The 12,826-nt window shown below is 49.2% G+C and carries 7 protein-coding genes; all 7 read left to right on the plus strand.

What is annotated here, in order from left to right; all coding sequences use genetic code 11:
- Nucleotides 1-87: 87 nt before the first annotated feature.
- The 7 genes from C2M17_RS00205 to C2M17_RS00235 all read left to right on the plus strand — a co-directional run bounded on the left by C2M17_RS00205 (nucleotide 88) and on the right by C2M17_RS00235 (nucleotide 12,745).
- Nucleotides 88-4,926: an NAD-glutamate dehydrogenase gene (locus C2M17_RS00205; RefSeq protein WP_105198883.1), complete on the plus strand. Its 4,839-nt coding sequence runs from the start codon at nucleotides 88-90 to the stop codon at nucleotides 4,924-4,926.
- 76 nt (nucleotides 4,927-5,002) lie between these two features.
- Nucleotides 5,003-6,013, plus strand: coding sequence for a quinone-dependent dihydroorotate dehydrogenase (pyrD, locus tag C2M17_RS00210; protein ID WP_105198884.1), 1,011 nt, complete (start codon nucleotides 5,003-5,005; stop codon nucleotides 6,011-6,013).
- A gap of 135 nt (nucleotides 6,014-6,148) precedes the next feature.
- On the plus strand, nucleotides 6,149-6,676 hold the full coding sequence (locus tag C2M17_RS00215; protein WP_105198885.1) for a cell division protein ZapC domain-containing protein: 528 nt from the start codon (nucleotides 6,149-6,151) through the stop codon (nucleotides 6,674-6,676).
- 53 nt (nucleotides 6,677-6,729) lie between these two features.
- On the plus strand, nucleotides 6,730-8,850 hold the full coding sequence (gene rlmKL, locus C2M17_RS00220; RefSeq protein WP_105198886.1) for a bifunctional 23S rRNA (guanine(2069)-N(7))-methyltransferase RlmK/23S rRNA (guanine(2445)-N(2))-methyltransferase RlmL: 2,121 nt from the start codon (nucleotides 6,730-6,732) through the stop codon (nucleotides 8,848-8,850).
- Nucleotides 8,843-9,091: a glutaredoxin family protein gene (locus tag C2M17_RS00225; RefSeq protein ID WP_105198887.1), complete on the plus strand. Its 249-nt coding sequence runs from the start codon at nucleotides 8,843-8,845 to the stop codon at nucleotides 9,089-9,091. Before rlmKL ends, C2M17_RS00225 begins: the two co-directional genes overlap by 8 nt.
- Entirely contained in the window at nucleotides 9,078-10,988 is a 1,911-nt protein-coding gene (gene uup / locus C2M17_RS00230; protein ID WP_105198888.1) for an ATP-binding cassette ATPase Uup, read from the plus strand. Before C2M17_RS00225 ends, uup begins: the two co-directional genes overlap by 14 nt.
- An 11-nt stretch (nucleotides 10,989-10,999) precedes the next feature.
- Nucleotides 11,000-12,745, plus strand: coding sequence for a DUF3466 family protein (locus tag C2M17_RS00235; protein ID WP_105198889.1), 1,746 nt, complete (start codon nucleotides 11,000-11,002; stop codon nucleotides 12,743-12,745).
- Nucleotides 12,746-12,826: the final 81 nt, after the last annotated feature.

Here is a 12,826-nt window from a genome sequence, read left to right on the forward strand (position 1 = left end):
TATTAGCTGTAAAAGGGTTAGAATTCACCCCGACTCCACGCTATTCAGTCACCCGTTCACAAGGCGGTATAGATTAAGGAACACACAATGACACAAAATGACGGTCACGCTAGCGTTATTCTGAATAACGTCAGCAAGCTTATTAAGAGCAAAGTTAATCCAGACAAGGTGTCACTGGTCGACAAATTCGCCCATGCGTTATACAGCAATATGTCGGCTGAGGACCTAGTACACAGAAATGACAGTGACCTCTACGGGGCAGCGCTTAGTCTTTGGAATTCCCTAGAGGGAAACAAGGGCGACGAAGCGGTGATCCGCGTAATTAACCCTGAAGTAGCAAAACACGGTTGGCAATCCTCTCACACCATCGTTGAAATCATAGCTAAGGACATGCCATTTTTGGTGGACTCGGTGCGCATGTCACTGAATCGTGCCAATATAGCTTCACACCTGTTGCTGCATACACCGTTAAAAATTCAGCGCGATAACGATGGCGCCATCATCAATCTTTCGAACCTAAAAGCCGAGCAAGAGTCGAACTCGACGAAAACAGTGTTCTTTATCGAGATTGACCGTCAAACCGATGAAGGCGAAATCAATGCCTTTAAAGCCGAGCTTGAGTCGGTTCTAAACGATGTCTCACTGGCAGTAGAAGACTGGCAGCCAATTCGCAGCAAGTTGCTTGAAGTGATCAAAGACTTGCCTAAGCGCCCGCACAATGTTGATGCGGTTGAGCTTAATGAAACCCTGGAGTTTCTAGAGTGGCTGGCCAGCGATAACTTTACCTTTATGGGTTACCGTCAATACCTGCTGACGCCGGTGAAGGGTGACCATCAGCTTAAGGGCGTGGAAGGCTCAAGCCTAGGTCTGATGAAGAACTCAGATGAAAACCATTTACGCTTACTGTCAGACATGCCAGAAACCGCTCGCAAAGAAGCGCGCAGTAATAACCTTTTGGTATTGACTAAAACCAACTCGGTTTCCCGTGTACACCGTCCGGCGCACACCGACTATATCGGCATTAAGCGTTTCGATAAAGACGGCAACGTGGTAGGCGAAGACCGTTTTATCGGTTTGTTCTCATCGAGCTTCTACAATAACAGCGCCGCCGATGTGCCGGTGTTGAAGTCGAAGATCCGCCGTGTATTGGATATGAGTGATTTCGCTGCGGGTACACACGCCTATAAAGCGGTGTTAAACCTTCTTGAAACCTATCCTCGTGACGAACTGGTGCAAGCTCGCGAAAGCGAACTACTTGATGTAGCCATGGGCGTATTGCAAATCCAAGAACGTGATATGTGTCGCCTGTTCGTGCGCAAAGACACTTATGGTCGTTTCTTCTCGTGCATGGTGTATGTGCCACGTGAGCGTTATAACACAGCGCTGCGCCGCGAAACCCAGCAAATTCTTGCAGAAGCCTTTGGCTCGAACGACAAAGTGGCCTTTACCACTTATTTCTCAGAATCAAACCTTGCTCGTACTCACTACATAGTGCGCGTGCAAGACGACAACGTAGATTACGACGTGAAAGAAATCGAAAACAATTTAGTAGAAGCAGCCCGTACTTGGGAAGATAAACTGCAATCGGCATTACTTGGTAGCAATGGCGAAGCCCGTGGTAACGAACTTAACCGCAAATACGCTAATGCGTTTGCCAGCGCTTACAAAGATCAGGTACTGCCTAGCGCTGCCGTAGTTGATATCGAAAAGCTAGAGTTGCTTGATGACGACAACAAGCTGGAAATGCTTTTCTACCGTCCACAAGAAGAAGTAAGCTCAAACATAGTACGCCTATCTTTGTTCCACAAAGATGAGCCTATTCACCTGTCAGACGTTATGCCGATGTTGGAAAACTTCGGTCTGCGCGTTATCGGTGAAACTCCATACGCAGTGAAAACGTCTGATGGCCAGGTAAACTGGATCATGGACTTCTCTATGTTGCTGAGCAACAAAGAAGTAGCGGACTTCGACAAGGTTTCTGCACGTTTCCAAAAAGCGCTAACGGATGTTTGGAACAACCGCTTGGAAGACGATGGCTTTAACCGCCTGGTATTGGTTGGTGGCCTAGCGGGTCGTGAAGCATCAATCCTGCGCGCCTATGCTAAGTATATGCGTCAAATCGGCGTAACCTTCTCGCAAAGCTACATCGAAAGCACGTTTGCCAACTACCCGGACATCGCCACGCAAATCGTTAAACTATTTGCTAAGAAGTTCTCGGTTAAGGCTCCTGGCACGGATAAAGCCCTTGAGAAGCTGATTGCGCAAATTTACGAAGCCCTTGAAAACGTAGCTAACCTGGATGATGACCGTATCATTCGCTTGTACGTTGATATGATCAAGGCCACCTTGCGTACCAACTACTACCAAAAAGCTGAAGATGGTCTGTTTAAGTCTTACATCTCATTCAAGGTTAAGCCAAGCTTGATCCCGGATGTACCACTGCCACTTCCAGCGTTTGAAATCTTTGTTTATTCACCACGCGTTGAAGGTGTACACCTACGTGGTGGTAAGGTTGCTCGTGGTGGTCTACGTTGGTCAGACCGTCGTGAAGACTTCCGTACCGAAGTATTGGGTCTGGTTAAGGCGCAGCAGGTTAAGAACACGGTTATCGTACCTGTTGGTTCTAAAGGTGGTTTCGTTTGTAAGCAGCTACCGAGTGAGCGCGAAGCCTTCTTTACCGAAGGTCAAGAGTGCTACAAGATCTTTATCCGCGGTCTACTGGATATCACAGACAACATAGTTCATGGCGAAATTGTTGCTCCTGTCGATGTGACTCGTCATGACGAAGACGACCCGTACCTGGTTGTTGCTGCCGATAAAGGCACCGCGACCTTCTCTGATATCGCTAACGGTATCGCGCAAGAGTATGGCTTCTGGCTAGGCGATGCCTTTGCCTCGGGTGGCTCTGTTGGTTATGACCACAAGAAGATGGGTATTACCGCCAAGGGTGCTTGGGAGTCGGTGAAACGTCACTTCCGTGAAATCGGCATTGATTGTCAAAACACAGACTTTACCGCCATTGCTATCGGCGACATGGCCGGTGACGTATTCGGTAACGGTATGTTGCTATCTAAGCACACGCGCTTACAAGCGGCATTTAACCATATGCACATCTTCATCGACCCGAACCCGGACGCAGCCACGTCTTGGGAAGAGCGCAAGCGTTTATTCGACCTGCCGCGTTCAAGCTGGGAAGATTACAACAGCGAATTGATCTCTCAAGGCGGTGGTATCTTTAACCGTAGCGCCAAGTCAATCACCTTGACGCCTGAGATTAAGAAGATGATTGGCACCAAGAAGGCGGCGATGACGCCAACTGAGCTGATCAAAGCCATACTGATGATGCCTGTAGACCTGCTATGGAACGGTGGTATCGGTACTTACATCAAGTCTAAGTCTGAAACCGACACAGACGTAGGCGATCGCGCTAACGATGCGCTTCGTATCAACGGCGGCGAGCTGGGTGCGAAGATCTTCGGTGAAGGTGGTAACCTGGGTGCGACGCAATTGGGTCGTATCGAGTTTGCTGCTAAAGGCGGTCGTATCAACACCGACTTTACCGATAACGTAGGTGGTGTAGCCTGTTCGGATAACGAAGTGAATATCAAGATCTTGCTTAACTCTCTAGTGGGTGAAGGCGACTTGACTAAGAAACAGCGTGACGAATTGCTCTATGCGATGACAGACGAAGTATCAGAGTTGGTACTGAGAGACTGTTACCGTCAAACCCAGACCATTTCCGTGACTCAGTTAAAAGGCGCGTCAACGCTTAAAGAAAAGGTACGCTTTATCCACGCCCTTGAAAAAGAAGGCAAGCTGGATCGCGTTATCGAATTCCTACCAAGCGATGAAGAGCTGGCAGAGCGCGCCGCATCAGGTAAAGACCTGACTCGTCCTGAGCTGTCTGTGTTGGTGTCGTACGCGAAAATGGTACTGAAAGAAACCTTGGTAACGGACGAAGTATCGGAAAACCCATACTACCGTCAGTTGTTGGTGCAATCTTTCCCTGCGCCACTGCGCGAGCGTTTCAATGCGGCCATGGACAATCACCCGCTACGCAGAGAAATTATTGCCACCAAGTTGGCTAACAACATAGTTAACGACATGGGTCTTAACTTTATGGTGCGCATGCACGAAGAAACCGGTGCCTCGGATGCTGAAATCGCCCTGTGCTACAGCATTGCCCGCGAAATCTTCGCCTTGCCAACAACCTGGAGCGAGATCAGTGCCCTGGACAACCAGGTTGATGCAGCGGTGCAAACAGAAATGTTGTATCAGCTTCGTCGTACCGTACGTCGTGCCACGCGTTGGTTCTTACGTCACCGCAACAAGGCCTTGACCATTGAGCAGAGCATCGAGCACTTTGCACCTTGCTTTAAAGATCTAACGGACAACCTGCACAGCTACATGGTGAGCGCAGAGAGCGAGCAGATCCGCAAAAACGCGACTGCATTGGCAGACAAGGGCGTTCCGGCGCAACTGGCGATGCGTATCGTATCGCTTTCAAGCCTGTTCTCAGCCATGGATCTGGCGGAAGTGGCAACGCAAAGCAAGCGTCCTACGGCGATTGTTTCAAGCACTTACTTCAAGCTGGGTGCGCGTATGGGTCTACACTGGTTCCTTACGCAGATCACCAATCAGCCGGTACAAAACCACTGGCAAGCCCTTGCTCGTGCCTCGTACCGCGAAGAGCTGGATTGGCAGCAGCGTACCTTGACTGATGTTGTACTGCGCAGCTTCGATGACAAGGAACAGGATGTTGATGCGCAAATCGACGCCTGGATGGACGCAAACGATGCCTTATTGCATCGTTGGCAGCAGATGCTAAGCGAATTTAAGACGTCACAAAGTCATGATTTTGCGAAGTTCTCTGTAGCTCTGCGTGAGTTGATGTTACTTGCACATAACTGTGATCAACGTAACTAAGCTCTCTGTTAATAAGCAGTAAAACTCTGTAGAATACCCCGGCCTTTGGCTGGGGTATTTTTTTCTAGGGGGATCCATGTTTTACGAATTAGCACGCCGTTTTATGTTCACCAAGGACGCGGAATGGGCGCATGACTTTGCGCTAAACAACCTACGTCGCTTTGCCAACACACCATTGTCTATGGCCTGGTCGCAAAATGTGGCCGATAAGCCAACGGAATTTCTAGGCCTGGAATTTAAAAACCCAGTGGGTTTGGCCGCCGGTCTGGATAAAAACGCCGAATGTATCGACGCCTTTGCGCAAATGGGTTTTGGTTTTATCGAAGTAGGCACGGTGACGCCACGACCACAAGCCGGTAACGATAAGCCGCGTATTTTCCGCCTACCAGAGCAGCATGCGGTGATCAACCGTATGGGCTTTAACAACAAGGGCGTAGATAACCTGGTTGCCAACGTTAAGGCGTCAAACTATCGCGGCATCCTGGGTATTAATATCGGCAAGAACAAGGACACGCCAAACGAGCAGGGCAAGGATGACTACATCCACTGTATGCGTAAGGTGTTCGAGCACGCCTCGTATATCACGGTGAATATTTCTTCGCCGAACACGCCGGGTCTGCGTGATCTGCAGTACGGCGAGGCGCTGGATGATCTTTTATCCAGCCTGAAAAACGAACAGTTGGATCTTATTGCCAAGCACAATAAACAAGTGCCCATGCTGGTAAAGGTAGCCCCTGATCTTGATCAGGTGCAGGTAGAGCAGGTTACCCATTCTTTGTTAAACAACAAGATAGATGGCGTGATTGCGACCAACACCACCTTAGATCGCACCGCAGTGCAGGGCCTACAGTATGCGGATGAAGCCGGTGGCTTGTCTGGTCGTCCTGTGCGTGCCAAGTCTTTAGAGGTGATCAAGGAGATCAAGCGTATTTCCAATGGTCAGTTGCCTATTATCGGCGTCGGCGGTATCGACAGCGCTGAAGCGGCTAAAGAGAAACTCAATGGCGGAGCAGATTTGGTGCAGATTTACACCGGATTTATCTACGAAGGCCCGGCGCTGGTTAAACGGATCTTAAGCGGCTTATAAGGATCCGCTATTAATACGGACGATCCCTCGTAAAATATTATTAGAATTAATTTTACAGGGGATCGCCAAGCGCTATAATCCAAAGTTATAAGCATTGATTTTATTGACTTTAATTTATATTAAATCGAGGAAGGGATGTTACAGGCACAACAAGATTGGCAATGGCAAGTATGCGAAGAGCGCAATACACTGTTACTCGACATGGGTGACATGCAGTTTTGCACGCCGTATAAAAGCCGCCAGTTGATTGATGAAGCCTTTACCCAGCCCAAGTTTAATCTGCGTGATGCCGAGTTCTATCAGCAGGTTTGTCAGTACTTAAGCGGGTTTTCGCTGTGGAATGATGCCCATATCTGTCAGATTGCGCTTAACGCCACCGCGGTCAAACACTACCTTAAGCCCATGCTGGCGAAAAGCTGGTTCTTCGCCCCCTATACTGGCAACCAAGCCAATCACGAAGCCGTGGTACAGCTGACTTCTTCCCAGCAAAGTGGACAATTCCTGATTGTTGACTGCGCCGAGCAAGCAAGTGTGTGTCTATGCCTTGAGTCTAGCTTTGCCCTTGATGAAAATTTACAGCTGCAACAGTTTGCTGTGATCAAGGTGCTAAACGACCGTATCACACCGATTTTCTCCGCCCAAGGACAACAAAAAAGCGCCTAAGACAAAGGGGCTGTGATACAATCTCGGGGAATTTACGAGATAGGAAAGTCACCTTGCAATTTGTCGCTTCTACATCCATTGGCATAGAACAACTGCTACAACAAGAACTCACCGAACTAGGTGCTGAAGTTACCAAACAGCGCGTTGGTGCCGTCGAGTTCAGCGCCGATAGTTTAACCGCACAAAAGGTGTGCTTGTGCACCCGCTTGGCCACCCGTGTCATGTTGGTGTTGCAACAAGGCAGCGACATCGAAGACAAAACCTCCCTGTATAATTTTGCCCGCTTTCAGCCATGGCAAGAGTTTTTCGGTCCGGATCAATCCTTTGCGGTGGAATTTAGCGGCACCAATCGGCAGCTGAAAAACACCCAGTTCGGCGCCTTGGTGATCAAGGATGCCATTTGTGACTATTTCTATGACTTGTACGAGCGTCGTCCCAGCGTCAGCAAAGAAACGCCGGACGTACGTATGGTTGCCAAACTTAACCGCGATAAACTGACCCTGTATATCGACTATTCCGGCCCACGCCTGTCGCAACGCGGTTATCGTAGCGCCCAGGGTAAGGCACCATTAAAAGAACACCTAGCTGCAGCGCTGGTGATGCGTAGCGGTTGGCTTGATGACACCAGCAAGCCTTTATTCGACCCAACCTGTGGCTCCGGCACCTTGCTTATCGAAGCGGCGCTGATGGCCCAAAACAAGGCACCCGGACTATCACGCGAAGGCTTTGCCTTTGAGCGCCTGCCCAGCTTCCGTATTGCCAAATTTAAAGAGCTAAAGCAAAGCATTAAAGATCAGGTTAACGATGACGTAAAACCTTGGCTTATCGGTCGCGATATCAACCCTCAGGTAATTAAAAAGGCGCAAGAGAATGCAGCCAACGCCGGCGTGAGTGAATGCATCGACTTTGCCGTTGGTGATCTTGCCGATATGAAGGCGCCAGCGAAACGCCCTGGTGTGCTGCTGGCGAACTTGCCTTATGGTGAGCGCCTTGGCTCTATGGCGGAAATTGTCGCCCTGTATCGCCAAATGGGTCACCAGTTGAAGCAGCACTTTTGCCACTGGCGTGCAGCACTTTTGATCAGCGAGCCAGAAATGCTCAAGCTGTTTAAACTGGTAAAACACAAGCAATACAAGTTTAAAAACGGCCCGCTCGATACCTTGTTGGCCCTGTACGATATTACCGAGCAGCAGACACAAGGACAGAGCGAAAGCAAAACGCCTTTGCATTTTGAAGAGTCCGTGGCCTTTGCCAATCGCCTGAAGAAGAACCGTCAGGCTTTGAAAAAGTGGCTTAAAAGCGATGAGATCAGCGCCTATCGCCTTTACGATGCGGATATTCCGGAATACAACGTTGCCGTTGATGTTTACCAAAACAGCGCTGTGATTTACGAATACGCAGCGCCAAAGAATATTGACCCCAATGTTGCGCAAAAGCGCCTGCAGGACGTGCTTATGCTCACCTGTGAGACCTTGGAGATCGCGCCAGGACAGGTTGCTCTCAAGGAGCGCCGTAAGCAAAAGGGTGATAGCCAGTATCAAACTCAGGGCTCTCAGGGTAAAACCATGGTGGTCACCGAGTACGGTGCTAAATTTGAGGTGAACCTGTTTGATTACCTCGACACCGGCATCTTCCTGGATCACCGTTTGGCTCGTAAACGAGTGCGTGATCTGAGCCAGGGTAAACGTGTACTTAATCTTTTCGCCTATACCGGTACCGCATCGGTGCAGGCGGCGCTTGGCGGTGCCAAGTCGGTAACCACGGTGGATATGTCAAAAACTTATTTGCAGTGGGCGCAGCGCAACTTTGCCCTCAACAACCTGAAAAGCCCGCGTTACCGTTTTGAGCAGGGCGATTGTATCGAGTGGCTTAAGCGTACCCGCGGCGAGTATGATCTGATCTTCTTAGATCCGCCGACCTTCTCTAACTCGAAACGCATGCGCGACAGCTTTGATGTGCAGCGTGATCATGTGACCCTTATCAAGGATGCGTCCAAGCTACTGGCCAAGCAGGGCACCTTGTTATTTTCAAACAACAAGCGCGGCTTTAAGATGGATGTGGATGCCTTGGCATTACAAGGCTTGCAGTGTGAAAACATTACCGAGCAGACTCAGTCGCCGGACTTCGCCCGCAACAAGCATATCCACAATGCCTGGTTGATCCGCCATGGCTAAGGTGGTGCTCTATCATACCGATGGCTGTCATCTGTGTGAGCAGGCGCAGGCATTATTGCAACAGCATCCGGATATCGAAGCCATTGAGTTGCGCGATATTATCGACCAGCCGCAGTGGCTCGAAGCGTATCAGATACGCATTCCGGTGCTGGCTTTGGCACATAACCCACAGGCCGAGCTGGGGTGGCCTTTTGACCAGCAGGCAATCAGCGAATTGATTAAGCAGTATGGACCTAATTAGAATAACAAACGGGCAACTAGCCTATGGTACGCATCCCTTACTTGACGGCGCCAATGCCGTTATCGAACAAGGCGAGCGAGTATGTGTGGTGGGCCGCAACGGCGCCGGTAAGTCGACGTTTTTAAAGGTACTAAGCGGTGATGTTTTACTCGATGATGGTGATATAAACCAGATTGGCGAACTAAAAATTGCCCGCTTAGAGCAAGATCCCCCACGCGACAGCGACGGTACAGTCTTTGATTATGTGGCCGATGGCTTACCTGCCTTGGCGCGTTTGCTAAAAGAATTCCATAACCTCAATGCCGCCTTGGCGGTTAATGCCGACGATGATAAGGCACTGGAGCGCTTAGCGAACATTTCTGCGGAAATAGAAGCCAAAGACGGCTGGCGTTTTGAGTCTAAAATCAAGCTGGTACTGGGGCAATTACAACTGGATGCCGATGCCTTGTTAGCCACCTTATCCGGTGGTTGGTTGCGCAAGGTGGCCCTGGCCAAGGCGTTAGTAGGCGAGCCTGATTTACTGCTTCTTGATGAGCCTACCAACCACCTGGATGTGGCCTCGGTGCAATGGTTAGAGCAATTCTTAAAAGAGTTTAAAGGCGCCATCGTCTTTATTTCCCACGACCGTGCCTTTATTCGCGCCCTGGCGACACGTATTCTCGATTTAGACCGCGGCCTGCTTGTCTCTTATCCCGGCGATTATGCCACCTACTTAGAGCGTAAGGCTCACGATTTAAAAGTAGAAGAGCAGCAAAACGCCGAGTTTGATAAAAAGCTCGCCGAAGAAGAAGCCTGGATCCGCCAGGGTATTAAAGCGCGTCGTACCCGTAATGAAGGACGTGTGCGGGCGCTGAAATCTTTGCGTCAGGAGCGTAAACAGCGTATCGAGCAAGTAGGCAAGGTGGACTTAAACATAGAAACCGCCGCTCGGTCGGGCAAACTGGTGGCCGAGGCACAGCACTTATGCCATGCCTTTGGTGATAAGGTCATAGTCGATGACTTTTCGACCTTGCTTATGCGCGGCGACCGCGTTGGTTTGGTTGGCCCTAATGGTGTCGGTAAAACCACCTTGTTAAAGTTGTTGTTTGGCCAACTGCAGCCAAACAGCGGCAAGCTCAAGCAAGGGGTGAATCTGGAAATCGCCTATTTCGATCAGTATCGTGCCAAGCTAGATGAAGAAGCCAGCGTTCAGGATAACGTCGCAGATGGAAAGCAGGAAGTGCAAATTGGTGGTCGCAGCCGCCATGTACTGGGTTACTTGCAAGACTTCCTGTTTCCGCCAAAACGCGCTCGTACGCCGGTTAAGGCGCTCTCCGGCGGTGAGAAAAACCGCTTATTATTAGCCAAGATCTTCTTAAAGCCTTCCAATGTACTTGTGCTTGACGAACCGACCAATGATCTGGATATTGAAACCCTTGAGCTGCTTGAAGAAATCGTGAACCAGTATCAGGGCACAGTCTTGATAGTCAGCCACGACCGGGAGTTTATCGATAACACCTGTTCGAGCGTCTGGGGTTTTGATGGTGAAGGTAAAATCACCGAGGTAGTGGGTGGTTACAGCGATTATGAAGCCTATAGGCAGCAGATTTTAGCGGCCGAGGAAGCAGCTAAAAAACAAGCACAAAAAGCGACCCTTGATACGCCCAAGGCAGTGAAGCAAAAATCTGCGAATAAATTGTCTTATAAGCATAAACGCGAGTTAGAACAACTGCCTAATCAGGTAGAAGAACTGGAAGAAGCTATTGACAGCCTGCAGCAAGAGGTCAATAGTAGTGACTTTTTTAAGCAAGACAATGAAATAACCAACGCCAAGTTGAACCTATTGGCAGAGCTTGAGTCGAAGCTTGAAGCTGCGTTCGCCCGTTGGGAAGAACTCGAAGAATTACAAAATCAGTAGTAGGGAAGAAGATGAAAAAATCCTTGGTTGCATTGAGCATATTTGCGGGCCTTAGCGCCAGCGCGCAAGCCGCGGTATATCAACTAGAAGAACTTAGTACCTTAGACACTGCAAAACACCACTTTATCACCGACGCCAACAATAACGGTGAAGTAATAGGCCAGGTCCGCGGCATTTATAACCTGCCTATCGACGTTAGCTATATCGATTTTACCGAGAGCATCATTACTCGTGCGTACGATGACTGGGAATATCGTCATTTTGAACAAATCAATAAAGAAATTACCTTTACCCTGGACGATATTGCCGGCGGAAATTTAAATGCCGATGCCTTAACCTTTATGTTGGGCTTCTTGTCATCAAATAATGGCAATGAAAACTGGCAGAAGGTCGCCGATGTGGCTGCGGTAAACTTTACTCCGAGCCCTGCGGTTGAGCAGGTATTACTCGATCAAACATCTACTGATTATGATGGCTACACCCGTAGCGTCAGTAACTTATATAACGCCATCAGCGAAGATGGTGTGCGCGTGGGCAGCGGCTCGGCGCCTTATAAGAAAATAGAATTTACTCCCAGTGGTGAAAATGAAGCTGAAACCTACTTTGTTCGTGACTATCGCTCGCGTGGCGTAGTGGTTTCACCAACGGGTGTGGTAAGTACATTAGAGCCAGTCTCTGCTCTGTATGGTGGCACCAGCATGGCTTCCGATATAGTGCAGCGCCCCGATGGCGGCTACTATGTGGTTGGTAGCGCATCCATCGGCGTTCCCGTTGACCGCCAGGAAGATTATGACGAACGTTGTGACGGTGAAGATGAGCCGGTTGCAGTGTGTGTATGGCGCTTAGAAAATAACGCCTCAAGTAACGCATTAAATGATCTGTATGATCGCCGTGCAATATTGTGGACTTTGGACGCTGATCTAAATACGGTTGAAACCAAGGATCTTGGCCTCGGTTTGGTACCTGACGAAGACGATGGCAATTCATTCCTTTCGATGGCTTTGGCGGTAAACAGTCAAGGCCTAGCGGTTGGCTATTCTCATGTGCGTCAATTCGATAGTGAAAGTAGAATCTTAACCATGCCAGTGTTGTTTCAAAATGGTCAAGTTATAGAGCTATTGAATCAAGAAGATGATTGGCGTGCCGGTAAGGCGGTGGCGATCAATGAAGAAGGAATCATCACTGGATACGGCTCGAAACGCATAGATGGACGAACCACTACGAAATTTTTCTACCATGATCTCAACACGGGTCAAACCGTGTTCCCAAGTGACTACTTTGTCAGCTCAAGCTCTGTGGCCCGCGATGTTAACATCCACGGCGTGATCATAGGTGAGGGTGAGGTTGATGTAGTGAATTCATCAAGCCGTCGCCGCGAAGGCTTTATTTACAACATTGGCGATGACACGGTAGCTAATATTAATGACTTGCTTCCTTGTTATGATATCGATGGTGAAAGTAATTACCCTTACAACTTTGCCGAAGCAACAGCCATTGACGATGATGGCGTTATCTATGGTGTTGCTACTAAGAGCAAAGAAAAGCTCAATGCCCGTGGTGAAGTCGAAGTGGACGACAGCGGCAAAGTTCTTTTTGAAAGTGTGGCAATGCCGGTTAAATTAAGCCGCATAGCAGGTGGTGAGATTGAAGAGTGTCCACCGGAAGCGGCCGGCAGCTATGAGCGCCAAAGTGGCTCATTAGGTTGGCTGGCACTATTGGCCTTACCTTTATTGGCGTTGAGACGTCGTTTTAAATAATTGTCTTAGTACATAAAAAAAGCCCGGTTTTACCGGGCTTTTTATTACATGTTTTAAACCACCTGCGATGCAGTTGGCATT

This window comes from Pseudoalteromonas sp. T1lg10 (assembly GCF_002964545.1).
Classification (GTDB): Bacteria; Pseudomonadota; Gammaproteobacteria; order Enterobacterales; family Alteromonadaceae; genus Pseudoalteromonas.

Bases quoted from the DNA above. Each gene is read 5' to 3' on its own strand.
- C2M17_RS00225 (WP_105198887.1), top strand. From the start codon at position 8,843: ATGGCTAAGGTGGTGCTCTATCATACCGATGGCTGTCATCTGTGTGAG.
- C2M17_RS00215 (WP_105198885.1), top strand. From the start codon at position 6,149: ATGTTACAGGCACAACAAGATTGGCAATGGCAAGTATGCGAAGAGCGC.
- uup (WP_105198888.1), top strand. From the start codon at position 9,078: ATGGACCTAATTAGAATAACAAACGGGCAACTAGCCTATGGTACGCAT.
- pyrD (WP_105198884.1), top strand. From the start codon at position 5,003: ATGTTTTACGAATTAGCACGCCGTTTTATGTTCACCAAGGACGCGGAA.
- C2M17_RS00205 (WP_105198883.1), top strand. From the start codon at position 88: ATGACACAAAATGACGGTCACGCTAGCGTTATTCTGAATAACGTCAGC.
- C2M17_RS00235 (WP_105198889.1), top strand. From the start codon at position 11,000: ATGAAAAAATCCTTGGTTGCATTGAGCATATTTGCGGGCCTTAGCGCC.